This is a genomic window from Ruegeria sp. BF6 (assembly GCF_056538665.1).
In genome coordinates this window covers 1,411,623-1,435,441 of sequence record NZ_JBQFTN010000001.1, presented here as the reverse complement: position 1 = coordinate 1,435,441, position 23,819 = coordinate 1,411,623, and the positions used below count along the sequence as shown (strand labels likewise).

General features: G+C 58.7%; 32 protein-coding genes. 18 read left to right on the top strand and 14 right to left on the bottom strand.

Annotation, left to right across the window (positions count from 1 at the left end; translation table 11 throughout):
• The first annotated feature begins 87 nt into the window (after positions 1 to 87).
• The 4 genes from ACR0IM_RS07280 to aspS all read left to right on the top strand — a co-directional run bounded on the left by ACR0IM_RS07280 (position 88) and on the right by aspS (position 4,340).
• Positions 88 to 1,215, top strand: coding sequence for an aminodeoxychorismate synthase component I (locus tag ACR0IM_RS07280; RefSeq protein ID WP_480681314.1), 1,128 nt, complete (start codon positions 88 to 90; stop codon positions 1,213 to 1,215).
• Positions 1,170 to 1,817: an aminotransferase class IV family protein gene (locus ACR0IM_RS07275; protein WP_480681313.1), complete on the top strand. Its 648-nt coding sequence runs from the start codon at positions 1,170 to 1,172 to the stop codon at positions 1,815 to 1,817. The genes ACR0IM_RS07280 and ACR0IM_RS07275 overlap by 46 nt, the downstream gene beginning before the upstream one ends.
• Positions 1,814 to 2,485 (top strand): CPBP family intramembrane glutamic endopeptidase, encoded by a 672-nt coding sequence (locus ACR0IM_RS07270; protein WP_480681312.1) that lies wholly within the window; start codon positions 1,814 to 1,816, stop codon positions 2,483 to 2,485. The genes ACR0IM_RS07275 and ACR0IM_RS07270 overlap by 4 nt, the downstream gene beginning before the upstream one ends.
• A 79-nt stretch (positions 2,486 to 2,564) precedes the next feature.
• A complete protein-coding gene (gene aspS, locus ACR0IM_RS07265) occupies positions 2,565 to 4,340 on the top strand; it encodes an aspartate--tRNA ligase (RefSeq protein WP_480590204.1) in 1,776 nt (591 codons plus the stop codon).
• 30 nt (positions 4,341 to 4,370) lie between these two features.
• Here aspS and ACR0IM_RS07260 read toward each other — a convergent pair whose 3' ends face one another.
• Positions 4,371 to 4,529, bottom strand: a complete 159-nt coding sequence (locus ACR0IM_RS07260; RefSeq protein WP_480590202.1) for a hypothetical protein — start codon at positions 4,527 to 4,529, stop codon at positions 4,371 to 4,373.
• Between the two features lies 1 nt (position 4,530).
• Positions 4,531 to 5,247, bottom strand: a complete 717-nt coding sequence (locus ACR0IM_RS07255) for a response regulator (RefSeq protein WP_480681310.1) — start codon at positions 5,245 to 5,247, stop codon at positions 4,531 to 4,533.
• 134 nt (positions 5,248 to 5,381) lie between these two features.
• Here ACR0IM_RS07255 and mce point away from each other — a divergent pair, with 134 nt between their 5' ends.
• A complete protein-coding gene (mce, locus tag ACR0IM_RS07250; protein ID WP_480681309.1) occupies positions 5,382 to 5,786 on the top strand; it encodes a methylmalonyl-CoA epimerase in 405 nt (134 codons plus the stop codon).
• Between the two features lie 16 nt (positions 5,787 to 5,802).
• On the top strand, positions 5,803 to 6,078 hold the full coding sequence (locus tag ACR0IM_RS07245; protein WP_480681308.1) for a DUF1467 family protein: 276 nt from the start codon (positions 5,803 to 5,805) through the stop codon (positions 6,076 to 6,078).
• 3 nt (positions 6,079 to 6,081) lie between these two features.
• Here ACR0IM_RS07245 and ACR0IM_RS07240 read toward each other — a convergent pair whose 3' ends face one another.
• On the bottom strand, positions 6,082 to 6,780 hold the full coding sequence (locus ACR0IM_RS07240) for an EI24 domain-containing protein (protein WP_480681307.1): 699 nt from the start codon (positions 6,778 to 6,780) through the stop codon (positions 6,082 to 6,084).
• Positions 6,777 to 7,355 carry a nitroreductase family protein gene (locus tag ACR0IM_RS07235; RefSeq protein WP_480681305.1) on the bottom strand — a complete coding sequence of 193 codons (579 nt, stop codon included), beginning with the start codon at positions 7,353 to 7,355 and terminating at the stop codon, positions 6,777 to 6,779. The genes ACR0IM_RS07240 and ACR0IM_RS07235 overlap by 4 nt, the downstream gene beginning before the upstream one ends.
• 137 nt (positions 7,356 to 7,492) lie before the next feature.
• Between ACR0IM_RS07235 and ACR0IM_RS07230 the strand changes: the two genes are divergently transcribed.
• Positions 7,493 to 7,768, top strand: coding sequence for a DUF167 domain-containing protein (locus ACR0IM_RS07230; protein WP_480590194.1), 276 nt, complete (start codon positions 7,493 to 7,495; stop codon positions 7,766 to 7,768).
• Here the strand turns inward: ACR0IM_RS07230 and ACR0IM_RS07225 are convergent.
• Positions 7,756 to 8,004: a hypothetical protein gene (locus tag ACR0IM_RS07225; protein ID WP_480590536.1), complete on the bottom strand. Its 249-nt coding sequence runs from the start codon at positions 8,002 to 8,004 to the stop codon at positions 7,756 to 7,758. The genes ACR0IM_RS07230 and ACR0IM_RS07225 overlap by 13 nt on opposite strands.
• Before the next feature lie 123 nt (positions 8,005 to 8,127).
• Here ACR0IM_RS07225 and ACR0IM_RS07220 point away from each other — a divergent pair, with 123 nt between their 5' ends.
• The 5 genes from ACR0IM_RS07220 to ACR0IM_RS07200 all read left to right on the top strand — a co-directional run bounded on the left by ACR0IM_RS07220 (position 8,128) and on the right by ACR0IM_RS07200 (position 10,065).
• On the top strand, positions 8,128 to 8,835 hold the full coding sequence (locus ACR0IM_RS07220; RefSeq protein WP_480681304.1) for a M48 family metallopeptidase: 708 nt from the start codon (positions 8,128 to 8,130) through the stop codon (positions 8,833 to 8,835).
• Positions 8,832 to 9,200 (top strand): YigZ family protein, encoded by a 369-nt coding sequence (locus ACR0IM_RS07215; RefSeq protein WP_480590190.1) that lies wholly within the window; start codon positions 8,832 to 8,834, stop codon positions 9,198 to 9,200. The genes ACR0IM_RS07220 and ACR0IM_RS07215 overlap by 4 nt, the downstream gene beginning before the upstream one ends.
• Positions 9,201 to 9,268: 68 nt before the next feature.
• Entirely contained in the window at positions 9,269 to 9,520 is a 252-nt protein-coding gene (locus tag ACR0IM_RS07210; protein ID WP_480641011.1) for a DUF6455 family protein, read from the top strand.
• A 15-nt stretch (positions 9,521 to 9,535) separates the two neighbouring features.
• The gene (locus ACR0IM_RS07205) at positions 9,536 to 9,808 is read left to right on the top strand and encodes a DUF6455 family protein (protein WP_480590186.1); all 273 of its coding nucleotides are present in this window, start codon (positions 9,536 to 9,538) and stop codon (positions 9,806 to 9,808) included.
• Positions 9,805 to 10,065, top strand: coding sequence for a DUF6455 family protein (locus tag ACR0IM_RS07200; RefSeq protein ID WP_480590184.1), 261 nt, complete (start codon positions 9,805 to 9,807; stop codon positions 10,063 to 10,065). The genes ACR0IM_RS07205 and ACR0IM_RS07200 overlap by 4 nt, the downstream gene beginning before the upstream one ends.
• Here ACR0IM_RS07200 and ACR0IM_RS07195 read toward each other — a convergent pair whose 3' ends face one another.
• Positions 10,066 to 10,308 (bottom strand): CDGSH iron-sulfur domain-containing protein, encoded by a 243-nt coding sequence (locus ACR0IM_RS07195; protein ID WP_480590182.1) that lies wholly within the window; start codon positions 10,306 to 10,308, stop codon positions 10,066 to 10,068.
• Positions 10,309 to 10,537: 229 nt separating this feature from the next.
• Between ACR0IM_RS07195 and ACR0IM_RS07190 the strand changes: the two genes are divergently transcribed.
• Complete coding sequence (locus tag ACR0IM_RS07190) at positions 10,538 to 10,726, top strand: hypothetical protein (protein WP_170325890.1); 189 nt, start codon at positions 10,538 to 10,540, stop codon at positions 10,724 to 10,726.
• 131 nt (positions 10,727 to 10,857) lie between these two features.
• Positions 10,858 to 11,214: a diacylglycerol kinase gene (locus ACR0IM_RS07185; protein WP_480641010.1), complete on the top strand. Its 357-nt coding sequence runs from the start codon at positions 10,858 to 10,860 to the stop codon at positions 11,212 to 11,214.
• Between the two features lie 17 nt (positions 11,215 to 11,231).
• On the opposite strand, the gene ACR0IM_RS07180 is transcribed toward ACR0IM_RS07185, so the two are convergent.
• Both ACR0IM_RS07180 and rimO read right to left on the bottom strand, forming a co-directional pair.
• On the bottom strand, positions 11,232 to 11,639 hold the full coding sequence (locus ACR0IM_RS07180; protein ID WP_480590178.1) for a hypothetical protein: 408 nt from the start codon (positions 11,637 to 11,639) through the stop codon (positions 11,232 to 11,234).
• A 104-nt stretch (positions 11,640 to 11,743) separates the two neighbouring features.
• Positions 11,744 to 13,132, bottom strand: coding sequence for a 30S ribosomal protein S12 methylthiotransferase RimO (gene rimO, locus ACR0IM_RS07175; protein ID WP_480590176.1), 1,389 nt, complete (start codon positions 13,130 to 13,132; stop codon positions 11,744 to 11,746).
• A gap of 96 nt (positions 13,133 to 13,228) precedes the next feature.
• On the opposite strand from rimO, the gene ACR0IM_RS07170 reads away from it, so the two are divergent.
• Positions 13,229 to 15,184, top strand: coding sequence for an AsmA family protein (locus ACR0IM_RS07170; protein ID WP_480641008.1), 1,956 nt, complete (start codon positions 13,229 to 13,231; stop codon positions 15,182 to 15,184).
• A gap of 37 nt (positions 15,185 to 15,221) precedes the next feature.
• On the opposite strand, the gene ACR0IM_RS07165 is transcribed toward ACR0IM_RS07170, so the two are convergent.
• Genes ACR0IM_RS07165 through ACR0IM_RS07150 form a run of 4 tightly spaced genes read right to left on the bottom strand, consistent with a single transcriptional unit; the run spans position 15,222 to position 19,783 of the window.
• A complete protein-coding gene (locus ACR0IM_RS07165; RefSeq protein WP_480681303.1) occupies positions 15,222 to 16,718 on the bottom strand; it encodes a phosphomannomutase/phosphoglucomutase in 1,497 nt (498 codons plus the stop codon).
• A gap of 14 nt (positions 16,719 to 16,732) precedes the next feature.
• Positions 16,733 to 17,566, bottom strand: a complete 834-nt coding sequence (kdsA, locus tag ACR0IM_RS07160; RefSeq protein WP_480641005.1) for a 3-deoxy-8-phosphooctulonate synthase — start codon at positions 17,564 to 17,566, stop codon at positions 16,733 to 16,735.
• Between the two features lie 5 nt (positions 17,567 to 17,571).
• The gene (locus tag ACR0IM_RS07155; protein ID WP_480681302.1) at positions 17,572 to 19,146 is read right to left on the bottom strand and encodes a KpsE/RkpR family capsule polysaccharide export protein; all 1,575 of its coding nucleotides are present in this window, start codon (positions 19,144 to 19,146) and stop codon (positions 17,572 to 17,574) included.
• Positions 19,124 to 19,783, bottom strand: coding sequence for an ABC transporter ATP-binding protein (locus ACR0IM_RS07150; RefSeq protein WP_480590166.1), 660 nt, complete (start codon positions 19,781 to 19,783; stop codon positions 19,124 to 19,126). The genes ACR0IM_RS07155 and ACR0IM_RS07150 overlap by 23 nt, the downstream gene beginning before the upstream one ends.
• A gap of 228 nt (positions 19,784 to 20,011) precedes the next feature.
• Here ACR0IM_RS07150 and ACR0IM_RS07145 point away from each other — a divergent pair, with 228 nt between their 5' ends.
• A complete protein-coding gene (locus tag ACR0IM_RS07145) occupies positions 20,012 to 20,599 on the top strand; it encodes a uracil-DNA glycosylase family protein (protein ID WP_480681301.1) in 588 nt (195 codons plus the stop codon).
• The gene (locus ACR0IM_RS07140) at positions 20,592 to 21,380 is read left to right on the top strand and encodes an SseB family protein (RefSeq protein ID WP_480681299.1); all 789 of its coding nucleotides are present in this window, start codon (positions 20,592 to 20,594) and stop codon (positions 21,378 to 21,380) included. Before ACR0IM_RS07145 ends, ACR0IM_RS07140 begins: the two co-directional genes overlap by 8 nt.
• Positions 21,381 to 21,420: 40 nt before the next feature.
• On the opposite strand, the gene yghU is transcribed toward ACR0IM_RS07140, so the two are convergent.
• Positions 21,421 to 22,299, bottom strand: coding sequence for a glutathione-dependent disulfide-bond oxidoreductase (gene yghU, locus ACR0IM_RS07135; RefSeq protein WP_480681298.1), 879 nt, complete (start codon positions 22,297 to 22,299; stop codon positions 21,421 to 21,423).
• Between the two features lie 230 nt (positions 22,300 to 22,529).
• On the opposite strand from yghU, the gene ACR0IM_RS07130 reads away from it, so the two are divergent.
• Positions 22,530 to 23,048 carry a YHS domain-containing (seleno)protein gene (locus ACR0IM_RS07130; RefSeq protein ID WP_480590158.1) on the top strand — a complete coding sequence of 173 codons (519 nt, stop codon included), beginning with the start codon at positions 22,530 to 22,532 and terminating at the stop codon, positions 23,046 to 23,048.
• A 53-nt stretch (positions 23,049 to 23,101) separates the two neighbouring features.
• Here ACR0IM_RS07130 and ACR0IM_RS07125 read toward each other — a convergent pair whose 3' ends face one another.
• Entirely contained in the window at positions 23,102 to 23,755 is a 654-nt protein-coding gene (locus tag ACR0IM_RS07125; protein WP_480681297.1) for a DnaJ domain-containing protein, read from the bottom strand.
• Positions 23,756 to 23,819 lie beyond the last annotated feature (64 nt).

Below are 23,819 nucleotides of genomic sequence, written 5' to 3'. Positions count from 1 at the left end.
GGGTATCGGAATTGGGTGTGAAATTGCCGCTTTCCCCTCTTTCCCTTGCCGCCCTATCCTCTATACCGCGCAACACGGCAAATGAGGATGCAATTGCGTATTCGTTTTGATCAGGGGCCGACCGGGCCTGGAACCGATTTCGACCGGCCTGCCAAGGTGATCCGCGCGGTCAAGGCGGAGGATGTGCCCCACGCGCTGGCGGCGCTGGATGCGGCGCGTGCCGAAGGGGCATGGCTGGCGGGCTATGCCAGCTATGAGTTGGGCTATGCGCTGGAGCCCCGTTTGACCGACCGTCTGCCTCAGGATCGCCGCCTGCCTTTGTTGTGCTTTGGCGTCTATGATGCACCTGCCCAACGTGAGCTGCCTGCGGCTTCGGGCGGCGTCACTGGTTTTGAACCGCGCTGGGACGAGGCCCGTTATACCAGAGCCTTTCAGCTGGTTCACGATGCCATCGGGGCCGGGGATATCTATCAGGCCAACCTAACCTTTCCCATCGACCTGACCGTCGAGGGTGACAGCGCCGCGATTTACGCTGCTTTGGCGAGCGGGCAGCCGGTAGGTCACGGTGCGCTGGTTCTGCAGGACGGTCTGCCTGATCTTCTCAGCCGCTCGCCCGAGTTGTTCTTTCGCATCGAGGCGGACCGGATGATCGAAACCCGTCCGATGAAGGGCACCCAACCCCGCAGCGAGGATATGGCCGAGGACGCGCGGCGGCGAGCCTTCCTTTCGATTGATGAAAAGAACCGGGCCGAAAACCTGATGATCGTCGACCTGCTGCGCAATGACATCAGCCGCGTCGCGCTGCCTGGTTCGGTCAAGGTGCCCGAGCTGTTCAAGGTCGAAACCTATGCCACCGTGCACCAGATGATCTCTCTGGTGCAGGCACAGCTGCATCTGGGGGCCGAGCTGTCAGATATCCTGATGGCGCTGTTTCCCTGTGGGTCGATTACTGGCGCGCCGAAAATCCGCGCGATGGAGATCCTTTCCGATCTCGAACCCTGGCCACGCGACATTTACTGTGGCGCCATTGGCTGGGCCGCGCCCGACGGGCGTGCCGAATTCAACGTGGCAATCCGAACCCTGATGGTTGAGAATGGCACGGCGACCCTGAACGTGGGGGGTGGCGTGGTCTGGGACAGCACGGCCCCGTCCGAATATGAGGAAGCGTTATGGAAAGCCCGCTTTGCCCACCAGTTGACCCTGAATTCCGCCTGATTGAAACGCTAGCCTTTCGGCCGGGGCAGGGATTTGTGCGAAGGGATCAGCATCTGGCTCGTATGGCGCGCTCGGCCAGAACCTTTGGGTTTCCGTTCGACGACGGGTTGGCCGCCGACAAACTGGATGCGGTTTCGGGCGCATCGCCGCTGCGCTGTCGTATGACGCTGTGCGCAGAGGGTGAGATTGATGTGACAACCGGGGCGCTGGCAGACAACCCTCCGGTCTGGCGTGTGGCGATTGCTCAGGCGCGCCTGACCGCAGATGATATCTGGCTGCGGCACAAAACGACCCAACGCGCGCTTTATGACAGCGCCCGCGCGTCCTTGCCAAAGGGGATTGACGAGGTCGTTTTCCTCAACGAACGTGATGAATTGTGCGAAGGCACCATCACTAATCTGTTTCTGCACATGCCGGACGGTCGCTGCCTGACCCCTGCATTGTCCAGCGGCGTCCTGCCGGGCATCCTGCGCGAAGAATTGCTGGAAAATAAACAGGTTACTGAAGCGACCCTGACCTTGTCCGATCTGAAAAACGCATCGAAAATCCATATGGGAAATTCGTTGCGTGGTCTGATCCGGGCGGAGTTCGCAGTACAATGAGCAAATCAACCGATTGGGCAGACAGCGCCGCGCCGCTCTCGTGGTTGCGACTGGAATTCGGGCTGTTCTTCATTGCCGTGCCGGTACTGATCGCTGTGTTTTTCCCTCCGAACTGGATGTTCCCGTCGCTGTTCGCCTTCACGGCGATCGGGATTGTTCTACTACACTGCACACCGGGCTTTTCCTGGGCCGAGCTGCGATATAATTGGCGCAACTGGTCCTGGGCCGAAGTCGCGCTGTTTGCAGTTGCGATGATCTTTTTCTGCGCCGCGCTTGTGACGGCCACCCGGCCCGAGGCTGCGTTCTTCCTGCTGCGCAACCGGCCCGAATTTCTGCTGCTCATCTGGCTAGGCTATCCGCTGCTGTCGGCCTTGCCGCAGGAGTTGCTGTTCCGCTCGCTGTTTTTCCGCCGCTATCACGCGATCCTGCCGAATGGGCGGGCGGCCTACCTGCTGAATGCGGCGCTGTTTTCGCTGGCGCATCTGATGTATTGGAGCTGGATCGTCGCTGGCATGACATTTGCCGGAGGGCTGCTGTTCACCTGGGCCTATCGCCAGCGTAGATCTTTTTTCTATGCGGTCCTTCTACATGCGATAGCGGGGAATATCATCTTCGCTGCGGGTCTGGGCATCTATTTCTACTCGGGCAACGTGCAAAGGCCGTTTTGAGCGGCATACCCGCCTTGACTTTCCAATCCTGACGGGGTGTATCGGCGCGACGAATTCTGCGCCCGAAGGGATATGATCCATGCACGCCTATCGCAGCCACACCTGCGCCGCTCTGACCGCCGCCAATGTTGGTGAAACCGTCCGCCTGTCCGGTTGGGTGCATCGTGTCCGAGATCACGGCGGCGTGCTGTTCATCGACCTGCGCGACCATTTCGGCGTCACGCAGGTTCTGTGCGATGGCGACAGCGCGGCCTTTGCCGAGTTGGAGAAGGTGCGTTCAGAGTGGTGTATCCGGATCGACGGCACCGTAAAGGCACGCGCTCCCGAGTTGGTGAACCCGAAACTGCCCACCGGTGAGATCGAAGTTTACGTGCGCGAACTGGAAGTTCTGGGTGCCGCCGACGAACTGCCATTGATGGTGTTCGGCGATCAGGAGTACCCTGAGGAAACCCGCCTGCGCTATCGCTATCTGGACCTGCGCCGTGAGGCGATGCAGCAGAACATGACCCTGCGTTCGGACGTCGTGGCTTCGATGCGCCGCCGTATGTGGGATCAGGGATTCCGTGAGTATCAGACGCCGATCATCACCGCCTCGTCGCCCGAGGGTGCGCGTGACTTCCTGGTGCCCTCGCGTCTGCATCCGGGCAAGTTCTATGCGCTGCCGCAGGCGCCGCAGCTGTTCAAGCAGCTGATCATGGTGTCGGGCTTCGACAAGTATTTCCAGATCGCACCGTGTTTCCGCGATGAAGACCCGCGCGCCGACCGTTCGCCCACCGATTTCTATCAGCTTGACCTCGAGATGTCGTTCGTCGAGCAGCAGGACGTGTTCGACACCATCCAGCCCGTTCTGACCGGGGTGTTCGAAGAGTTTGGCGGTGGCCGCAAGGTTGATCAGGACTGGCCGCAGATTTCTTACAAGGACTCGGCTCTGTGGTACGGGACCGACAAGCCTGACCTGCGCAATCCTATTAAAATGCAAGTGGTCTCCGACCACTTCCGCGGGTCTGGCTTCGCGATTTTCGCGAAGCTGTTGGAGCAGGAAGGCACCGAAATCCGCGCCATCCCCGCGCCGACCGGCGGCAGCCGCAAGTTCTGCGACCGCATGAATGCGTTCGCCCAGAAAGAGGGTCTGCCCGGTATGGGCTACATCTTCTGGCGCGATCAGGGTGAGGGTATGGAGGCTGCGGGACCGCTGGCCAAGAACATCGGCCCCGAACGCACCGAAGCGATCCGCCAGCAACTGGGTCTGGGCGTCGGAGATGCCGCGTTCTTCCTGGGTGGCAAGCCGAAAGCCTTTGAAAAGGTCGCAGGCAAGGCCCGTGATGTGATCGGCGATGAACTGAACCTGACCGAGAAAGACCGTTTCGCCTTTGCCTGGATCGTGGATTTCCCGATCTATGAGCAGGACGAGGAAACCGGCGCGATCGACTTTGAACACAACCCGTTCTCGATGCCGCAGGGTGGTTTGGAAGCCCTGAACGGTAACCCGCTGGACGTGCGTGGCTATCAATATGACCTGGCCTGCAACGGCTATGAGCTGGTGTCGGGCGCGATCCGGAACCACAAGCCCGAGATCATGCTGAAAGCCTTTGAACTGGCAGGGTATGGCGAGGACGAAGTGAAATCCCGCTTTGGTGCCCTGTTCAGCGCATTCCACTATGGTGCCCCGCCGCACGGTGGCTGTGCTGCCGGGATCGACCGGATCGTGATGCTGCTGGCTGACGAGGCCAACATCCGCGAAGTCATGATGTTCCCGATGAACCAGCGAGCCGAGGACCTGATGATGGACGCGCCGTCCGATCCGACCTCGGATCAGTTGATGGAGCTGGGATTGCGCATCATCCCGCAGGATTGATCAAAGGCCCGTCGCAGACCCTGCGGCGGGTTATTCTTTGGTTGCGGGTGCCGTGCCTGAGTGCGCCGCCGAGCACAATGGGCAGGGGCGTGTGCCGCGTGCCACACGAATACTCCGAGCTGTTGTTCTGGTCTGGTAATAGGCCCAGATGCTCAGGATCGCGGCGGTCAGAAAGTAAGCTGTCGCCATCTCAGATCGCCTCGCGCTGTTCCAGCCGCGCCTGAACGATGCCGGCAACCTGCGCGGCCAGAGCGGTAACGGGCGTGCCGCCTGCACGCGATTCCGTCAGCTTTTGCGCCGCATCGGCCAGAATGGTGTCTTCGGCATCGCGGGCAACACCACGCAGGAATTGCGCCGCATAGTCCAATGTGCGGTGATCGTTTGGCCCGGCCAGCACGTCCGCGATATGGGCCATGTCGTCCTGATAGGCCATCGGGTCGGGGCGAATGACCTCATCCCGGACTGCGTGCAGGCTGTTGGGGCGGCGATCCTCGGGCAGGCTTTCCAGGATGAACTTCTGGAAGTGAGACAGTGATTTCAGAGGTTTGTGCAAGAAACCGTCTGCCCCGGCCTGCAACGCGAAGTCCTGCGCATCATCATCGCCGGACATCCCCAGAATGGCGCCGATCCGTGGGCTGGCCTCGGTCAGTTCAGCGATCAGTTCCGCGCCGGAGCCATCCGGCAGGCCGATATCAACCAGTATGACCGAAGGGCGGTATATCTGCAGATGCCGCCGTGCCGAGGTCAGGCAATCCGCGCGCCGGATGCGGGCACCGCTGTGCAGGCACATAAGCCGGATCGCGTCACAGGCATATCGGCTGTCTTCGACAACCAGAATGGTTTGACCCAGCAGAGGCCGCGTGGCCGTCGGCTGCGCGGGAGAGGCAAAGGGGCTCGAATCGTCCATGGCAGAACTCCTAATCAGCAGATGACCCACGCTAGGAAGTTCTGGCTAACACGACGTTAACGGCAAATTGGCGCACTTGTTCTTTGGTCGAACAGCCCCCATAACCGCTGCAACGCAGAACGGAGGAGAGTTCCATGATTGGTCGTCTGAACCATGTCGCCATTGCCGTGCCTGACCTTGAGGCCGCATCCGAGCAGTACCGCAGCGCGCTGGGCGCCAAGGTTGGGGCACCACAGGACGAACCAGATCATGGCGTGATTGTCGTGTTCATCGAACTGCCCAACACCAAGATCGAACTGCTGTATCCACTGGGCGACGACAGTCCGATCAACGGCTTTCTGGAAAAGAACCCGGCGGGCGGCATTCACCATGTCTGCTATGAGGTCGAGGATATCATCGCCGCCCGCGACCATCTGAAGGAATCCGGTGCCCGCGTTCTGGGGTCCGGAGAGCCCAAGATCGGCGCGCATGGCAAGCCGGTGCTATTCCTGCACCCCAAGGATTTCAACGGCTGCCTGGTCGAACTGGAACAGGTCTGACCCAAGCGAGGCTGTCATGACGATCACCGCTGCACTGGTCCTTTTTGCCGTCATCTGGTTCATGACGCTGTTGGTTGTGCTGCCGATCCGCATCAAGACGCAGGGTGATCTGGGGGACATCGTTCCGGGCACCCATTCAGGTGCGCCGGAAGTGCATCACATGAAGAAAAAGCTCTGGATCACCACCGGGATTTCGGTGGTGATCTGGGCGATCATTGCCGGGATCATCATCTCGGGAGCGATTTCGGTGCGCGACTTTGACTGGCTGAACCAGCTTGAGTCGCGCGAGTAACCATCAGGGCGCAGGACCCGACAGCTTGTGATAGATATGGGTGAAGGTGGCTGCCCCGAGGATCGGGATCACCAGATTGACCAGCGGCACCGACAGCGGGATGGCCATCAAGGTGCCAGCCAGCCAGATTGTGGGCGTGTGCTTGGCGCGTAGTTTGCGCGCGCCGTCCCGCCCGATCCGACGCATGGCGGCCAGTGTGAAGTATTCCCGACCCAACAGAAACCCGTTCATCGCCCAGAAAATGAACGGGGCCAGCGGCGTGAAAATGGCGTAGAGGATCAGCGCCAGTAGATTGGCGACGATCAGCACGCTCATGAACTCCGCTGCGTCGCGCATCCCTTCGCTGAGCGGGATACCGGGCACTGCGGGCAGGGTGGGATAATGCTTATCCTCGACCGCCTGTGCGACCTCTTCCAGAAACATCGAGATGATGGCCGAGGCAACGGGCATCATCAGGAACACCGGCAGGATCAGCACCAAAAATATGCCGGAATAGTTCAACACGTCGTTCAGCCAGGGTACGGCACCGATCCAGGGCAGCGAAATCTCATCCCCGGACAGCCAGTTTATCAGCCAGATTGCACCGGCACAGGCTGCGATCAACAGCACAATCGTCAGACCAACACCGCGCAACAGGACGGCGCGGAACCTGGGGTCTCCGATCTGGCCAAGCGCTGCGTAGAACGCTTTGAAGATCATCATTCCGAGACCCACTCGGTCAGCGCTGCCATATCGGGGCGTGGACGTTCCGGTGGGGCTTTGCCTTCGGTGGCGATATGGATCAAGCCGGCGACACGTTCGTCGTTTTGCAACCCGAAGGCCTGCCGGCAGAACTCGGCGTCATGGACCTGCCAGCCGGACAACCAGTTTGCGCCCCAACCGGCCGCCAGCGCTGCGTTCAGAAGCGCCAGGCATACAGCACCAGCGGAGTAGGTCTGTTCGATCACCGGGACTTTTTCCGATGGCTTCTGGACCTCGATCACCGCCACGGCCAGATGGCCCATGTCGAACTGGCTGCGGGCTTTTGCGATATCCTCGGGGGCTTTGTCCAGCCGCGTGCCACAGTCCTGCGTCAGCGCCGACAGACGGTCCATTGCGCCCTTCTCGAGAACGATAAAACGCCACGGCTCCAACTTGCCGTGATCCGGGCTGCGTGCGGCGGCCGTCAAAAGGGGCAACAGCTCTTCGCGTGTTGGTGCAGGAGCGACCAGTGTCTTCGCAGGGCGCGACCGGCGCGATTGTAGAAATTCCAGGGCGGCCGGGTTTTTCAAGGACATATGTTAACTTCCTTTACATGGGCAATCTGTATCTGGTTAAGCGTCTGGCGCGTTTCAAGTGCAAACAGCTGGAGATGCGGGATCAATTCCATTCCCCGGTCCGCCGTGCAAGAGTGTTTGCGAGCAAGAGGAAAAAGATGGCAAAACCTAAACTGCGCGATGTGCCGGATTTAACCGCCCATGCCACTGCCGGCGCGGCAATTCCGGTCCGGGTGACGCCCAAAGCGGCAAAGGACAGCATTGCATTGGACAAGGGCGTCATCCGCATCACCGTGACCGCTACACCCGAAAACGGCAAAGCGAATGACGCCGTGCGTCAGATACTGGCCGTTGCCATGGGAGTTGCCCCGACCGATTTGACCCTGAAAAAGGGGCAGACCGCGCGGGACAAGCTGTTTGTCTATGCGTCCTGATCCGGTCTTTCGTGGATCTGATACACGCCCTCGGGCAGGTCCAGCGCGGCAGCCAGGTCGCGCACTTGTTCGGGCGACAGGGTTATCTTCTGAATCTGGTCCGTACGAGGGTCCAATTGCTCAAGCGTCACACATTCGGCGAAGCTGTTGATGACGACATCCTCTTGCAAAGGCTTGGGGCCTTCGTCCACCAGAGTAATGACTGTCGAGTCGAATTCATGCTCAATCGAAAACATGAAGCCAAAGTGCAGGGCGTTGGGCGGCAATGCAACCCGTTCTGCTACATTAGCGCGGTGGCAGTCCCGCGCGGGCCGCGCTATGGTTTTGATAAACGGGATCGCCGTTTCAAAGGAACATGAATGCGCCGTCTGACCTTTTTGCTGTTTCCTCTGGTGCTGGCGGCCTGCAGCACCGGTGTCCTGCGTGTGCAACCGGCGGCGGAATGGTCGCAGGATTCGGGTGAATTTCAGGTCGACGCGGCAACTTTTCAGCAGATCAGCCGCGCAGTTAGCAAAGAAGCCCGTGCCGAGTGCCTGCGTCAGGCCAGGGTCAGCAACTGTGATTTCACGATTCTGGTCGATTTGAACCCGCGCGCTCCGGCGAACGCGTTTCAGACGCGGGACGACAAGGATCAGCCGGTGATTATCTTTACCCGCGCGATGATCCAATCCGCAGAAAATGCTGACGAGTTGGCCTTTGTGATGGGGCACGAGGCGGCGCATCACGTGTTGGGACATATCGACCGGCAATCGCAAAACGCGCAGGAAAGTGCTGCGATCTTCAACGATCTGGGCAAGCTGCATGGCGAGGATGGCGAAGACCTCGAACGTTCGCAGAAGCTGGGGGCTGAGGTCGGCGTGCAGGTGAACGTAAAAGCATTTGAACTGGAGGCGGATCAACTGGGAACGATCATCACCCACAACGCCGGGTACAATCCCCTGATCGGCGCAAAGTATTTCGACCGCCTTCCTGATCCGGGGGATAGGTTTCTGGGCACACATCCCCCAAATGCAGCGCGGGTTCAGATCGTTCAGGATACAGCAAGACAGTTGGGTCTGACACAATGACGTCTTTGACACGACTGGGCGTGATCCTGACGGACCGGGGATCCAAATATGCAGTGACGGGTGCACGCGTCAGAACGCGTGCGGATGTTGACGCGGCGTTGCAGGACCTCAAGTCGGACAAGGCCTATGCCAAGGCCACGCACAACACCTGGGCGGCTGTTTTGCCTACGGGTGCGCTCAAGGCGGATGACGGCGAAAGCGGCGCGGGCATGGTGATCCTGCGTATGTTGGAACGTGCAGGGATGGATGATCACGTGGTGATCGTCACCCGCTGGTATGGCGGAAAGAAGCTCGGTGGGGACCGTTTCCGCCGCGTGCAGGATGCCACCCGGGCCTATCTGGATCACATCGGAATGGGGTCTTGACCTGAGTCAAAGGCCCGTTTGGGGCGTTGAGCTATCCTGTTCTGGACGCGTGACAGAAAGGACCTTCGATGCCCAACCGAGAAGTTCTAAAACTCCATGCCGGTCTGGTGGACCGGATGGCCTCCAAACTGGGGGTGGATTTGCAAGAGGCGGCTATCGGTGGCGACGTGTCGATCGACCAGTTGTCCGACGCTGTACTGAATTGCACGGACTGCCCGAACCCCGGTCATTGCCTACGTTTTCTGAACCAGCCCGCCTTGGTGACCCGAACGCCAGAGTACTGTCGTAACCAGGAACTGCTCGGTAAACTTGCCACCTAACTACCGGAGAACTCGATGCCGCATCTCGGAGAGATCATGACCCATCTGCGTCTTGTCCTGCATATGGGACGGTTGACCGGAACGGATATGGTCGAGGCGCACCAGAAAGGGCACCTGACCCAGCAGGACTGGGCGGAGATGATTCAATATTGTAGGGGCTGCAGTTGGGCCAACCGGTGCCCCGACTGGCTGGATCAACATGAAACCGTTGCTGGCGCTCCGCAAACCTGTAAGAACCGACAACGGTTTTCGGCGCTCAAAGCAAGACTAGTGCAGGAAAACGCATGAAACGGGTTGCTCTGGGAGATGTTGAGAAACACTTTTGGCTCAGCCGGTCTGTGGCGAGGTGTATGAATATCTCGCTGACCGAAGCAATGGCCGAAGGTCGGTTGTCACCGGACCGATACGCTGAATTGGTGACACGCTGCCGGGCATCGAACTGCAGTGGCCCATGCGCAATCTGGTTGTCTGAACAACAATCCGAGGCCCACGCGGCCCCGGATTTCTGCGCCAATGCCGATCTGTTGAACGCGCTGAAGTCCTGATCAGACCTTGGAGTGAGTCCCGTCGCACAGCGGTGGATTTGCGCTGTGTTTGCACCCACAGAAAAAGACCTTTTTGCTGCTGTCTGCGGTGTACTTGACCGGTTCGAAGCCGGTCCCCTTGTGCGATCCGTCGCAAAACGGTTGCCGTTTGGATTGGCCGCACGCGCACCAGAAATAGCTTTTTCCTTCGGTTACCTCGACCGGGAAGGGGCCTTTTTGCGCGATGATGGGGCTGTCTGACATGGGGCTACTCCGTCTTTGGCTGATGTAATCCCAAGAGTGTAGACGGATGCGTAGAAAACGGTAGCTTTTGCTCATTAATCCGCTGTTTCTGAGGGGGTTACCAGCGTGGTTCCGCCTTTACTCACAAACCTGTGATTGAATTCGTTGCAATAATACCATCAAGGCCCTATTCTATGCCCGGCCCCGAATTCTTGGGCAATATCAGGAAATTAATAGAGGAACGACGGACATGAAACTAAAATTTGCTGCCGTAGGTGCATTTGCCCTTGTTTTGGCTGCTTGCTCTCAGCAGGAAGAGCCGGCACCGGTATACATCACGCCTGAGTATGACAAATACGGCACGCCGAGCTGCCCGGCAGGGACCGAGTTGGCCACGACTGAAGCTGGTCAGACCGTCTGTAACCCGGTCGCTCAATAAGAACTTCGCGGGCGGCTTATTGCCAAAGCCGCCCGCACAAACATCAGCGACATGGCCGCCGTTGGGCGGTTTTTTCTTGTCTGCCGCGCACTATTCCGGTTTCTGTTTCAGCCATAAAAAGTCGAGGGCAGATGAGAACATTTATTACCCGTCTCAAGGACCGCACCCGTTGGAGCTGGCAGGGCGTCGTCGCCACATGGCATGCAGAATACTCGTTCCGGTCGTGGGTCTGGGCGAACCTTGTGTCCGCAGCATTGGCGCTGTGGTTGCCGTTTGCCGATGGATTACGCGCATTGATACTGGCTTTGGGGCTGCTTGTTCTGGTGACCGAATTGCTCAACACCGCGATTGAGCGTGCCGTTGACCACACCTCAACCGATCACAGCGAACTGGCCGGTCAGGCAAAGGACGCAGCCAGCGCAGCAGTTGCCTTGACGGCTGTTGCCACAGGGGTGGCCTGGATAGTCGGGTTGGTCAGCCTTTTCTGAGGCAAGCCGCAGCTTTCCTACCAGCCAAAGCGGTAACCCCGCCGCTGAATGCCATAGTTTTGTGGAATGTGGTAAGGCGAGGTGTGTCTCTTTGGGAACCCTCGCGCCGAGCGGTGGTGTCGTTTCGTCGGTTTCAGGTAATACGCTTTGGGCTTGGTCTTTTGGTAGTAGACCTTGGGTTTCGCCTTGTGATGATAAATCTTGGCCTTAGGTTGATGAACCCTGGCCTTGGAATGGTAAGCCTTGGGCGCGCCATAGAATCTATGCACGTGGTGCTTGCTGCGAAGATGAAGGCTCAGCTGTTTGGAGCCGATGATAATGAACCCGCCCGAGCTGACGCTATCGGCAATGGCGGGCACAGGACAAAGCTGGGCGGCAAGGATCGCTGCTATGCATTTCAGGCCGAAGGGGCGCGGACAGGACATCGAACCCTCCTTCACACAAGGCGGAATGTCCTTTCATCATCCACGAATCGCGTTGTAAACGCCAATAAACTTGGCTCACGTTTTGTACAGACAGGGTGAATGGATCAGACCAGTTTGCCCCACAGGTCGTATTCGCCGGACTCATCGACCTCGACCGAGACGATATCGCCGGGTTTGAGGGTTTCAAAGCCTTCGTCGATGAACAGATTGCCATCAATTTCGGGCGCGTCCGACTTGGTCCGGCAGGTGGCGGACTCGTCATCGACCTCGTCCACGATTACATTGATCGTCCGGCCAACCTTTGCGGCCAGCTTGGCCTCAGAGATTGCTTGCGCCTTTTCCATGAACCTTTCCCAACGATCCTGCTTGACCTCGGTCGGAACGTGATCAGGCAAGTCGTTCGACCGCGCACCATCCACGTTTTCGTATTGGAAGCACCCCACACGATCCAGTTGCGCCTCGTCCATCCAGTCCAGAAGGGTCTGGAACTCGGCTTCGGTCTCGCCGGGATAGCCAACGATGAAGGTCGACCGCAAGGTGATGTCGGGGCAGGTCGCGCGCCACGCGGCGATTTCGTCCAGCGTCCTGGCGGCCGCAGCAGGGCGGGCCATGCGCTTTAGCACGTCCGGGTGGGCGTGCTGAAAGGGAATATCCAAATAGGGCAGGATGTTGCTGCCCGCATCCGCCATCAGCGGAATCAACTCGCGTACATGCGGGTAGGGGTAGACGTAATGCAACCGGACCCAGGCATCGAGTTGCCCAAGCTCACGCGCGAGATCCGTGATGTGGCTGCGCACCTCACGGTCTTTCCACGGGTTTACATCGTATTTGCGGTCGAGCCCATAGGCCGAGGTGTCCTGCGAGATCACCAGCAATTCACGCACGCCATTGTCGACCAGCTTTTCAGCCTCGCGCAGCACCGCATGAGCCGGACGGCTGACCAGTTTGCCGCGCATGTCCGGGATGATGCAGAACTTGCACTTGTGGTTACAGCCCTCGGAGATTTTTAGGTAGCTGTAATGGCGCGGGGTCAGTTGCACGCTGGCGGCGGGCAGCAGGTCCACGAAGGGGTCTGGGTCGGGTGGAACAGCGATGTGTACAGCATCCAGTACCTGTTCGTACTGATGTGGCCCCGTCACGGCCATGATACGGGGATGATGTTCGCGGATGTAATCCGGCTCGGCCCCCAGACATCCGGTCACGATGACCTTGCCGTTTTCCACTAAAGCTTCACCAATAGCATCCAGAGATTCAGCCTTTGCGCTGTCGAGGAACCCGCAAGTGTTCACAATCACGGCATCAGCCCCGGAGTAATCCGGCGAAATACCGTATCCTTCTGCCCGCAGGCGGGTCAGAATCCGCTCGCTATCGACCAGCGCCTTGGGGCAACCCAGTGACACCATACCAATGGTCGGCTGGTTCAGGCGCGGCGTGTCGGTGATCCGGGCAGTAGGTGCCAGGTCGGGGCGGAGGTTTGGAGGGTTCGAGCTCATGGCGCGGCATATAGTGGGGAAAGCTTCCCCTTGCAAATGGGGGCTAGGCTTTGAATGATCTTTTCAACGCATGCCCAATAAGCGGAGAGCAGAAAAATGAAGTGGCTGTTGCGCATTCTATTCCTGTTTGTGATCGCCTTCGGCCTTGTCATCGGCGTATTGTTGCTGATGCCGGGCGACAAGCTGGCCGCGATCCTGGTAGAACAGGTCAAAAAGGAGACGGGCCGCGAGTTGACCCTGTCCGGGGATGTTAACCTGTCTTTTTGGCCGGTTCTGGGGGTTGAGACCGGCCCTGTTACGTTCGGCAATGCGCCTTGGGCAGGGCCGGACCCGATGCTCAGTGCCGAAAGCCTGGCGGTTGGGGTTGATGCTGCCGGATTGTGGAATGGTGATTTCCGGATACGACGAGTCATTGCAGCCAAGCCGGTCCTACGGTTGGAACTGTCAGACGGGCGTGGGAATTGGGAGCTAAGCGCCCCAAGCCCTCAGCCGACCTCTGGTGGCGGCACTGCATCTTCCGAAGCGACTTCGCAAGGGGTGGTGACTCTGGACCGATTGGAACTGACCAACGCGCGCCTTCTTTATATCGAGGATGGCACGACGACGTATGATTTTTCGAATGTTGATCTGTCTGCCAACTGGCCTGACCCGACGGCTCCCATGATAATGGAGGCGCGGATGGCCGTTCCGGGCGGCAAGGTGAAGGTGAATTTGGAAATCCCGGACCTGCCCTCCTATGCCTCGGGCGCTGTAACGCCGCTGCAACTGGCCCTGACAGCGCCGGGAGGGGAGTTCGGGTTTGACGGCCGCGTCAACATTGCAGGTGAGATGGACGGCAATCTGGAGGTTAAGACCAAAAGTACAGAAAAGATGCTGGCCGCATTCGGGCAGGACGGTGTTGGTGTGCCACTGGGGTTGGGTCGTGCCGCCGATGTGTCAGGGCATATGACCTATACGGGTGATGGCCGGATATCGTTGCGAAATTTGGTGGCGCAGCTGGATCACAACCGATTCACCGGTGAGGCAGATATCGAGATTTCGGATCCACCCAAAATCACAGCACGGCTGAAGGGCGGCGATATCGACCTGTCCCGCTACAACGACGCACCTGCATCGACCGGGGGTGGATCCGGTAAGACTTCAGCGCCGGAAAGCGGTTGGTCAACCGATCCAATCGATGCTTCAGCCTTGGCCTTGGCGAATGGAGAGATCCGCCTGACGGCTTCATCCATTGCCGTACCAGAGCTGACGTTGGGGCCAAGTGACCTGACGCTCAGCCTTGATCGGTCCCGGGCGGTGCTGCGGATGAGTCCGGCCACTTTGTTTGCGGGTCAGGTGAACGGGCAGGTGGTTGCCAATAACAGGAACGGTCTGTCCGTCGGCGGTAAGCTGAACGCCCAAGGCATCGACCTGCAACAAGCCCTGTCCGCAGTGGCCGGGATAAACCGTTTGACGGGTGCAGCTTCAGGTGAGTTCGAGTTTTTGGGCGTCGGGCAGACCGAGGACCAAATTATGCGATCCCTCAGCGGCCAAGGTAGCCTGAATGTAGGACAGGGTGTAATTTCGGGCTTTGACCTGGACCGCCTGATGGGGCGGGGCAAGGGGGCCGGCGGGACGACGGTGTTCAACAGTCTGACAGCCAGCTTCATCATCGATCAGGGTATTCTGACCAATAATGACTTGTTGATGTCGCTGGATAATTTCCGGGCGGACGGAACCGGGCAGGTCAATATAGGGGCGCAAACGATTGACTATCTGTTCACGCCTACCGCTCTCAGGGCCAATTCCGGGCAGGGCCTGTCGGTACCGGTTCGTGTTGTAGGACCGTGGAGCGATCCGTCCATAAAGCCTGACCTGACCAAAGTGATCGAAGCCGCAGCCGAGGGGCAACTCAAGGATCTGGAAGACGATGCCAAGCAAAAGGTGCTGGACAAGGTCAGCGATGAACTGGGCACCGTGGTGACCGACACCGAAAGTGCCGAGGACGCTTTGAAAAACAAGTTGGAAGAAGAGGCCAGGAAAGGCCTGCTCAAACTATTGGGCGGAGACTAAAACGGGGCGCCCGCAGGCGCCCCAATTCTGTTTCGGATCAGATAGTCTGGTCGTAATCGCCGACGCCGGGTTCGGTACGGATCACGGCATCGATATCGGCGAAGATGGCACGCATTTCGTCTTCACTGTCGCTGCTTTCGCAGACCACAACTAGGTTGGGTGTGTTCGAAGACGCGCGCACCAGACCCCAGCTGCCATTGTCCAGAATGACCCGCGCGCCGTTGACGGTGACGACCTCCTTGATCGCGCGACCCGCAAACGCCTCGCCAGCGTCCGCCTTGGCGACCAGCTTGTCCACCAGTCGCTTGAGAATGTCGTACTTTTCGGTGTCGGCGGCATAGGGAGACATGGTCGGGGTCGACCAGGTTTTCGGAAGCGCCTTGCGCAGGTCCGACATGCTCTTGTCCGGATTGCGATCCATCAGCTTGCAGATTTCAACTGCAACCCGCATGCCGCAGTCGTAACCGCGCCCGATCGGCGCGGCCAGGAAATAATGTCCCGATTTCTCGAACCCGGCCAGAGCGTTGATTTCCTTGACCCGGCGCTTCATGTGGCTGTGACCGGTTTTCCAGTAGTCCGCCTTGACGCCATGCGCCTGCAACTCGGGGTCGCTGGCGAACAGGCCAGTCGATTTCACGTCGGCCACGAAGGTCGCGTTGGGATACAGCTTGGCCAGATCGCGGGCCATGATCACGCCGACCTTGTCGGCAAAAATCTCTTCACCCTCGTCATCCACAACGCCGCAGCGGTCGCCGTCACCATCAAACCCCAGCGCCAGATCGGCGTTGCTGGATTTCACGGTACCGGCCATGTCGTGCAACATCTCCATGGCTTCGGGGTTGGGGTTGTAGTTGGGGAAATTGTAATCCAGCCGGTTGTGGCTTGGCACCACTTCAACGCCCATCCGTTCGAAAATCTCAGGGGCAAAGGCCGAGGCCGTGCCGTTGCCGGTTGCGCATACAACCTTGAGCGGGCGGGACATTTTGAAGTCCCCGACCAGATCGGCGATGTAAGCCTCTTTCACGCCATCGACGAATTCGTACGAGCCGCCCTCGTGCGGAACACCTTCGCCGTTCAGAACGATATCGCGCAGTTCCGACATCTCGTCCGGGCCATGGGTCAGCGGACGGTCAAAGCCCATTTTAACACCGGTCCAGCCGTTCGGATTGTGGCTGGCGGTGACCATGGCCACCGCCGGAACGTCCAGGTGGAATTGGGCGAAATAGGCCATAGGGCTAAGCGCCGGGCCGATATCCTTGACCTGAATACCGGCCTGCATCAGGCCCAGGATCAGCGCGTTCTTGATCGCCAGAGAATAGTCGCGATAGTCGTTGCCGACTGCGATCACAGGCTCGATCCCGCGTCTGCGCATCTGTGTGCCCAGGCCCAGACCCAAAGCCGTCATGCCAGGCAGGTTGATCTCTTCGGGGTATTTCCAGCGGGCGTCGTATTCGCGAAATCCCGTAGGTTTGATCATCGCGTCGCGCAGAAAGCTCCAGGTGTTCGGGGTCACCTCGGGGATGGGTTTGGTCATACTATCGCTCTTAATTAAATCTGAATTGGGTTGGCTTTGGCCAATGCATCAAAGCGCATCAATGTGTCAATTAATTGAGGCATTTGGTCCATATAGATCATGTTCGGACCATCGCAAGGCGCGTTGTCCGGGTCCTGATGCGTTTCCATGAACACAGCGCCAGTACCAACGGCGACCGCGGCCCGTGCCATGACCGGAGCGAACTCTCTTTGACCGCCAGACGAACCACCCTGTCCGCCGGGTTGCTGCACCGAATGGGTGGCGTCCATCACCACCGGGTAACCTGTCTGGGCCATCTGCGGCAGCGAACGCATGTCGGCAACCAGCGTATTGTATCCAAACGACGAGCCGCGTTCCGTCAGCAGGATTTTCGTGTTCCCGGTGCTTTCGATCTTGGCCACGATGTTTGGCATTTCCCACGGGGCAAGAAACTGACCCTTCTTGACGTTTATCACAGCACCGGTGTTGCCCGCAGCCAGAAGCATATCGGTTTGGCGACACAGGAAAGCAGGGATCTGCAGTACATCAACCGCATCGGCTACAATGGCGCACTGGGCCTCGGTGTGAACGTCGGTCAGAACCGGAATGCCCATCGTTTTACGAATGTCGTCCAGAACCTTCAGCCCGGCATCAATCCCCATACCGCGCGCGCCGGACAATGATGTCCGGTTGGCTTTGTCATAAGAGGCCTTGAAGACATACTGCGCACCGGCGGCATCGCAGGCCTCTTTCATTTTACCGGCGATCATCTGGGCATGATCCGCGGTTTCAAGCTGGCAGGGACCGGCAATGATCGTCAGAGGCAGATCATTACCGACCGTGAGATCGGAGATTTTTACATGTTTCATGTGTCTTACGAGGATACCTGTTCACGAAGGACTGACGCGGTAAGCGAGATCATCAGGTAGATACCAGCAAACAACAGGAAAGCCAAAATCGTATTTTCGAACTTGCGCGGATAGGTAGGTTCTTCGCTGGCGACGGGGTTCACCGAAACAGTCAGGTAACGCACTTTGCGGTTTGCCTCGGTACGCGTGGTTTCCATCTGCTCCATTGCGGTTTGCAGCATCATATCGCGTGCCACAAGATCGGCCTGGGCCATCTGAATCCGTACACTCAATCGCGCCAAGGAGTTTTCGCCCGCCGAAACGTCCAGCATTTCTTCGTTCAGCTCAGCTAATACGACCTCAAGCCGTTTGATGTCCGCGCGGACACCGTCAACCTTGGCCTGGTTCGGCCGCAGGTTGTCCAGAAGGGCCGCCAGCTGCAGTTCCTTTTCCTGCAACTCGATTTCGATCGCATTGATCCGCGCCCGCAGACCGGCCAGGACGTTTTCCGGGTCCAGCACCGCCCCCTGCAGCTGCAACTCGATCAATTGTTCCTGCGCTTTCCTACGTTCTTCCTGCGCCAGTTCAAATCCGGCCCGGGCATCGCGCATCTGGTCTTCGCGCTTCAATTCCGTCAAACCGTTGATGGTTTCCTCGGCGTAGGACAGCAGAAGAGAGGACAGCTCGACCGATATTTCCGGGCTTGGGGCCGCTACCTCCATACGGATGATGCCGTCACTTGGGTCATACCCGATGGTGATCATCCGTTTGTACAGTTTATAGGTATCCTCCAGCGTCGCGTCCTGAGGCAGGCGCTGAATCGGGTCTATCCACTCCTGCTTGAAAATCTCCGAGAAATTGGTGTCGTTCTCAAGCCGGACCAGCGCGTCTTTGGATTCCAGAAACTCCTGTGTGGCGACCGAGTCTTGCGCGGTAGCGTATTGGGTGCCTGCCAGGAACCCGCCAAAGGACGCGCCACCGCCATCTGCCTGCAGGATCGAAAAGGCCGAGTCGCTTGCGTACATCGGTGTCGCTACCCGGTAGAAATAGACGCCGACGATCACGGTCGGAAGCAGAACAAACACCGCCAGCCGAGCAAAAAGCGCAAACAGTTTGCGTCTGCGGCGGCGTGCGATGTCCTTTTGGATTTCACCGATTTCCAGATTGCGCCGTTCCGCAGGGCTCAACTCGGGGCCCGGCAGGGTTTGGGGCGTTTCCTTGACCGTCTGCGGCAGCTGGATGGTGATTTTGTCCCTGGCCTTGTCTTCCACATCTTTTTTTTCGGCCGCCAAGTCCAGCAGATTGGCTCTCTCGAAGGGGTCGATGCCCTTTTGACGCAGCAGTCGCACCGCGTCGTAATCCGACGTCGCCGCAAGGCCGTTTTTCTGGGCCAGGCGCCGCGCTACACGCAGTTGCCGCCCGGTCAGGCCCTCGCGCTTGATCGCATCGATATCGGTCGAGGGCTGAGGATCATTTGCAACCTCAGGTGATTGTGTTGCTTTTCTGATGCGCGAAATAGCATCGGCACGCGCGGCTGCTGAGCTCGCGCCCTGACGGTCGCGTCGCCAGCGGTATTTCTTAGCCTTGGGCTTGGTAGTCATATAGCTGTCGTGCCTCTTCCAAGGTTTCGAACATGTAAAGCTGGCCGTCCAGAAGAACGGCAGCCTGCTGTGCAAATTTCTCAAGAACGGTGGGGCTGTGCGATACAATGACCAGGGTCGTGGTGCGCAACCGCTCTTTCAATATGTCGCCCGCCTTTCGGTTGAATTCCACATCCGTTGTTGCCGGCATCCCTTCGTCAATCAGGTACATGTCGAAATCCAACGCCAACATCAGGGCAAATGTAAAGCGTGCCCGCATACCGGATGAATAGGTTCCAAGCGGTTGGTCGAAGTATTCACCCAGGCCACAGAGCCATTTACAATACGCTTCGACATAATCAGGGTCCATTCCATAGATTTTCGCGATGTAGCGGGCATTTTCCAGGGCGGAAAGTTTCTTTGCCACGCCGCCGGAGAACCCCATTGGGAACGAAATTCGGCAGGATTTGCGGATTACACCCTCGTCGGGTTTTTCCAGTCCGGCCATCATGTTGATCAGCGTGGTCTTGCCGGTACCATTGGGGGCCAGAATGCCAATCGATCGGCCAAGCTCAATCCGGAACGAGACCCGGTCCAGGATCACCTTGCGGCGTGTCCCGGTCCAGAAGGACTTGCTGACATTCTCGAACTCAAGCATTCAAGGCCTGCTGCTCTTGCGTTTGTTGCACCGATCCGGCCGGTGATGGAACGGAAAACTTACCGATCCATGTTGGCTACATTATGTCGAATTATGAAACAAATGATCAATGCGCGTGAAAGCGACCAATCGGCACTGTGACTAATGCATCGGTTGGACCGGGGCAACGCGTTGACTATCTTTCACTTCGACCGTCAACCAGTTTGATACAGGGAATCTTGCGATCTGATGAATTCGCTGCAGAAAGAGATTGAAGCCTGTCGCATCTGCGCGGACAGATTTCGGGCCACGCAAACCGCGCATGAACCGCGCCCAGTGGTCTGGTTTCGACACGGCGCCCCGCTGCTGGTTGCAGGGCAGGCGCCGGGCGCGAGGGTCCATGCCTCGGGCCGTCCGTTCACCGACCCGTCCGGCGACCGCTTGCGCGACTGGCTGGGGATCGATGCGGCGGTGTTCTATGACCGTGCCCGTGTGTCGATCGTGCCGATGGCGTTCTGCTTTCCGGGGTATAACGAACGCAAAGCCGACCTGCCGCCTCCGCCGGTCTGTGGGCGAACGTGGCACAACAGGGTGATGGACGAACTGGGGCAGGTACCGTTGACCATTCTGGTCGGTGGTCACGCGCACAAGTACCACCTTGGTGCACGCGGTTCGGTTACGGATACGGTGCAGCGCTGGCAAGACTATGCGCCGCAGGTCTTTCCCTTGCCTCATCCGTCCTGGCGCAATACGGCATGGTTGAAGAAAAACCCGTGGTTCGAGGCCGAACTGTTGCCGGTTCTGCGCGCGCGGGTGCAAGAGGTTCTGAATGACTGACACAACCGCCCTTGATACCGCCCACGCCGCTATGGAGGCCAATCGACAGGACGACGTAGCGCGGTTGCGCTTCTTCGAACGGCTCGCTGACAGCGAACTGTTTTTGTTGCTGGCCGAAGAGGCACAGGATGAAAACATCACGCCCGAGCTGTTCGATGTAGCCGATGGACGGTTCGTTCTGGCCTTCGACCGCGAGGACCGGCTGGCCCGCTTTGCCGAACGCCCGGTGCCCTACGTGGCGCTTTCGGGGCGGGTTCTGTCCGGGATGCTGGCGGGTCAGGAGGTCGGTCTTGGGCTGAACCTAGAGGTCGCGCCGTCCTCGATGCTGATCCCGGCCGAAGCGCTGGGCTGGCTGGCTACAACGCTGGAACATGCGCCGGAAGAGGTGGAGCAACGTCTGGCCGAATTCCTGCCTCCGACCGGCCTGCCGGATGATTTGCTGAAAGCGCTGGACACGAAGCTGGCCACCGCCGTTGGTTTGGCCGAGGCCGCGTTTCTGGTTGGAACTATATCAGAGGATGGAGGCGCGGGGCATTTGCTGGGCATTGTCGGCGCGGTTGAAGGGGCCGAGCCTGCGCTGGCCAAAGCGGCTTCGGAGGCGCTGACCTTTTCCGGTATCGAGGCCGGGGCGATGGATGTCGGGTTCTTTGGCCCGCATGACCCCGCCGCGGCGGCATTGGCACGAGTCGGTCTGAAGTTTGACCTGCCGCAGCCCGAACAAAGGGTAGTTCAACAGATCACACCGGGCCGCGACCCGGACAAGCCGCCAATTCTGAAATAGGCAAACCCCGCAACCCGTTGGGTCGCGGGGCCGCGTGTTGTTATTCTGCGGCGGCTTCGAGTTTGTCCTGCGTACGCGTTTCAAAGTCGCTGGCCTCGTGGCGCTCGTGCAGCTGAGTGTGCGGCTCACCAAACGCGCGGTTGACCATACGACCCCGCTGAACCGCAGGGCGCGCATCGACGGCCTTGGCCCAACGCATCACATTTTTATAGGACTCTACATCCAGGAACTCGGCCGCGCTGTACAGACGGCCCAGAACCAGCTGGCCATACCAGGGCCAGATCGCCATGTCAGCGATGGTATAGTCTTCACCCGCGATATAGGTGTTCTCGGCCAGTTGACGGTCAAGAACGTCCAGTTGACGCTTGGCTTCCATGGCGAAGCGGTTGATCGGGTATTCCCATTTCTCGGGCGCGTACGCGTAGAAGTGGCCGAACCCTCCGCCCAGATAGGGCGCGCTGCCCATCTGCCAGAAGACCCAGTTCATCACCTCAGTCCGCTTGTGGCCGGATTTCGGCAGGAAGGCGTCGAATTTCTCGGCCAGGTGGAACAGGATCGAAGCGCTTTCGAAAACGCGCACAGGCGCGTCACCCGAGCGATCCCACAGCGCGGGGATTTTCGAGTTCGGGTTCGCCTCGACAAAGCCCGAGCCGAACTGGTCGCCCTCGCCGATATTGATCAGCCATGCATTGTATTCAGCACCTTCATGACCCAGCGCCAGCAGCTCCTCCAGCATGACGGTCACTTTGACACCATTCGGGGTCGCCAGCGAATACAACTGCAGCGGATGGCGTCCGACTGGCAGGTCCTTGTCATGGGTGGCACCAGCGATGGGGCGGTTGATATTGGCAAATTGGCCACCGCTTTCGCTATCCCATGTCCAGACTTCGGGGGGCGTATATGGGGATTGCTCGGTCATCTGTCGTCTTTCTCAGCAAAGTTCGAGTGAATTGTCCGTCCGCCATAACAGCTAATGTTGCAATGCCCTGAGTCCAACCCCGGATGTGAAAGAGGTTTTGTAACAATCGGGGGCGAACTTCTCACGATTTTTCATCCGACCTCACAGCGGCGCGAGCAGGACTGCCCATCGGAGCGAAAATACCTATTCTCTCTGCAACGCCATACCCAAAGGACAAAAGGAATGACCCTATGAAACGCTTTGCCCTGACTTTCGCGACTGCTCTGACCCTTGCCGCTCCGGCTTTTGCCGGGGATCAATATGTGGACGGCACCGGCTTTGCCGTGTCAGGTTATGACGTAGTCGCCTATCGCGGACTGGATCAGGTGCCAGTTGGCCAGTCCCAGCCCGAAGCGGTGCGCGGCCATGCGGATATCACGGCGGATTACAACGGTGCGACCTGGGCGTTTTCGTCTCAAGAGAACCGCGACAAGTTCCTTGAAAACCCGGCTTATTACGCACCGCAATACGATGGCCACTGTGCCTATGGCGTCTCGAAAGGCGGTAAGGTTCCGGCGAACCCGAACCTGTGGCGGATCGTTGATGACAAACTGTACCTGAACATTACGGATGTGGTTGTCGGGTTCTGGGAAGAGGATGTCCCTGGGAACATCAATCTTGCTGAAGGAAACTGGCCGGGGATCGAAGCCGATGGCGCATCGACAAGCGTTATTCCAAAATTCACCTCGGAAGGTCCGGTTGCGAACTAAACCGACACTGGTTAAAGATTAACCCGGTCTTCACAAGGCCGGGTTTTTTCCATTCAGCTGGCCAGCCAAAAGTCATCCCGCATTTGCTGATCCGCATCAAACTTGATGCGCACGCTTTTTGCTCCGGGGAATTTTCGTGCTGTGATCGTTTCCGGAACCACGACCTCACCCGCGCCGGAATCATTGGACTGAAAGCTTAGCACCTCGGTTTCCAATCGCCGGGCCGCAGCCAGAAACGAGGTCGGCAGCGCCACACGGTTCGACCCTTCCTGCACCGGGGTCGGAACGAAATAAGTCAGATGACGGCCATAGAAACCGACCGCATCAGGGACATGGTCCGCTTCTGCGATGCCGTGTGGGTCTGGGTTTGGATCGGCACCGTCCGGGCTGTGTGCCAGAGCGGTGTTAAGCAATACGCGACAGGCGTCTATGTCGGTGCTTTCCAGTTCGATCACGCGTTTGCGCAACTTCGGCCGTCGGGGCGCGCCGGCGGTTTTCCCTTTGGTGGTCAGTCCTTCGCGGCGCAGAAAGTCATACGCCTCTTTGGCACGTGCAAAACGGGTGCAGTCGCCATTTCTGTGATCTGGATGAGCGCGAAATGCGATGTGGCGCCAGGCATCCCGGATATCGTCGGAACCTGCAGTCTGGTCCAATCCCAGAGCCGCCAATGCATCAGCGCGTGCATTTATCTTCTCAAATGGCTCCATGCCCAAGTAACTCTTTAAACAAACACAACAACCTCAGTTTGAGGAGGCGCAGGGTTTTGTCAAA

Excerpts from the sequence above, each read along its gene's own strand:
- ACR0IM_RS07260 (WP_480590202.1), bottom strand. The coding sequence starts at position 4,529 with ATGGCGACAGCTTACTTTCTGACCGCCGCGATCCTGAGCATCTGGGCC.
- ACR0IM_RS07255 (WP_480681310.1), bottom strand. The coding sequence starts at position 5,247 with ATGGACGATTCGAGCCCCTTTGCCTCTCCCGCGCAGCCGACGGCCACG.
- ACR0IM_RS07280 (WP_480681314.1), top strand. The coding sequence starts at position 88 with ATGCAATTGCGTATTCGTTTTGATCAGGGGCCGACCGGGCCTGGAACC.
- ACR0IM_RS07270 (WP_480681312.1), top strand. The coding sequence starts at position 1,814 with ATGAGCAAATCAACCGATTGGGCAGACAGCGCCGCGCCGCTCTCGTGG.
- ACR0IM_RS07150 (WP_480590166.1), bottom strand. The coding sequence starts at position 19,783 with ATGCTTGAGTTCGAGAATGTCAGCAAGTCCTTCTGGACCGGGACACGC.
- kdsA (WP_480641005.1), bottom strand. The coding sequence starts at position 17,566 with ATGAAACATGTAAAAATCTCCGATCTCACGGTCGGTAATGATCTGCCT.
- ACR0IM_RS07180 (WP_480590178.1), bottom strand. The coding sequence starts at position 11,639 with ATGTCCTGTCCGCGCCCCTTCGGCCTGAAATGCATAGCAGCGATCCTT.
- ACR0IM_RS07200 (WP_480590184.1), top strand. The coding sequence starts at position 9,805 with ATGAAACGGGTTGCTCTGGGAGATGTTGAGAAACACTTTTGGCTCAGC.
- ACR0IM_RS07125 (WP_480681297.1), bottom strand. The coding sequence starts at position 23,755 with ATGGAGCCATTTGAGAAGATAAATGCACGCGCTGATGCATTGGCGGCT.
- ACR0IM_RS07235 (WP_480681305.1), bottom strand. The coding sequence starts at position 7,355 with ATGTCCTTGAAAAACCCGGCCGCCCTGGAATTTCTACAATCGCGCCGG.
- ACR0IM_RS07190 (WP_170325890.1), top strand. The coding sequence starts at position 10,538 with ATGAAACTAAAATTTGCTGCCGTAGGTGCATTTGCCCTTGTTTTGGCT.
- ACR0IM_RS07170 (WP_480641008.1), top strand. The coding sequence starts at position 13,229 with ATGAAGTGGCTGTTGCGCATTCTATTCCTGTTTGTGATCGCCTTCGGC.
- ACR0IM_RS07240 (WP_480681307.1), bottom strand. The coding sequence starts at position 6,780 with ATGATGATCTTCAAAGCGTTCTACGCAGCGCTTGGCCAGATCGGAGAC.
- ACR0IM_RS07130 (WP_480590158.1), top strand. The coding sequence starts at position 22,530 with ATGAAACGCTTTGCCCTGACTTTCGCGACTGCTCTGACCCTTGCCGCT.
- yghU (WP_480681298.1), bottom strand. The coding sequence starts at position 22,299 with ATGACCGAGCAATCCCCATATACGCCCCCCGAAGTCTGGACATGGGAT.
- rimO (WP_480590176.1), bottom strand. The coding sequence starts at position 13,132 with ATGAGCTCGAACCCTCCAAACCTCCGCCCCGACCTGGCACCTACTGCC.
- ACR0IM_RS07165 (WP_480681303.1), bottom strand. The coding sequence starts at position 16,718 with ATGACCAAACCCATCCCCGAGGTGACCCCGAACACCTGGAGCTTTCTG.
- mce (WP_480681309.1), top strand. The coding sequence starts at position 5,382 with ATGATTGGTCGTCTGAACCATGTCGCCATTGCCGTGCCTGACCTTGAG.
- ACR0IM_RS07220 (WP_480681304.1), top strand. The coding sequence starts at position 8,128 with ATGCGCCGTCTGACCTTTTTGCTGTTTCCTCTGGTGCTGGCGGCCTGC.
- ACR0IM_RS07210 (WP_480641011.1), top strand. The coding sequence starts at position 9,269 with ATGCCCAACCGAGAAGTTCTAAAACTCCATGCCGGTCTGGTGGACCGG.
- ACR0IM_RS07140 (WP_480681299.1), top strand. The coding sequence starts at position 20,592 with ATGACTGACACAACCGCCCTTGATACCGCCCACGCCGCTATGGAGGCC.
- ACR0IM_RS07275 (WP_480681313.1), top strand. The coding sequence starts at position 1,170 with ATGGAAAGCCCGCTTTGCCCACCAGTTGACCCTGAATTCCGCCTGATT.
- ACR0IM_RS07195 (WP_480590182.1), bottom strand. The coding sequence starts at position 10,308 with ATGTCAGACAGCCCCATCATCGCGCAAAAAGGCCCCTTCCCGGTCGAG.
- ACR0IM_RS07145 (WP_480681301.1), top strand. The coding sequence starts at position 20,012 with ATGAATTCGCTGCAGAAAGAGATTGAAGCCTGTCGCATCTGCGCGGAC.
- ACR0IM_RS07155 (WP_480681302.1), bottom strand. The coding sequence starts at position 19,146 with ATGACTACCAAGCCCAAGGCTAAGAAATACCGCTGGCGACGCGACCGT.
- ACR0IM_RS07230 (WP_480590194.1), top strand. The coding sequence starts at position 7,493 with ATGGCAAAACCTAAACTGCGCGATGTGCCGGATTTAACCGCCCATGCC.
- ACR0IM_RS07205 (WP_480590186.1), top strand. The coding sequence starts at position 9,536 with ATGCCGCATCTCGGAGAGATCATGACCCATCTGCGTCTTGTCCTGCAT.
- ACR0IM_RS07225 (WP_480590536.1), bottom strand. The coding sequence starts at position 8,004 with ATGTTTTCGATTGAGCATGAATTCGACTCGACAGTCATTACTCTGGTG.
- ACR0IM_RS07245 (WP_480681308.1), top strand. The coding sequence starts at position 5,803 with ATGACGATCACCGCTGCACTGGTCCTTTTTGCCGTCATCTGGTTCATG.
- aspS (WP_480590204.1), top strand. The coding sequence starts at position 2,565 with ATGCACGCCTATCGCAGCCACACCTGCGCCGCTCTGACCGCCGCCAAT.
- ACR0IM_RS07215 (WP_480590190.1), top strand. The coding sequence starts at position 8,832 with ATGACGTCTTTGACACGACTGGGCGTGATCCTGACGGACCGGGGATCC.
- ACR0IM_RS07185 (WP_480641010.1), top strand. The coding sequence starts at position 10,858 with ATGAGAACATTTATTACCCGTCTCAAGGACCGCACCCGTTGGAGCTGG.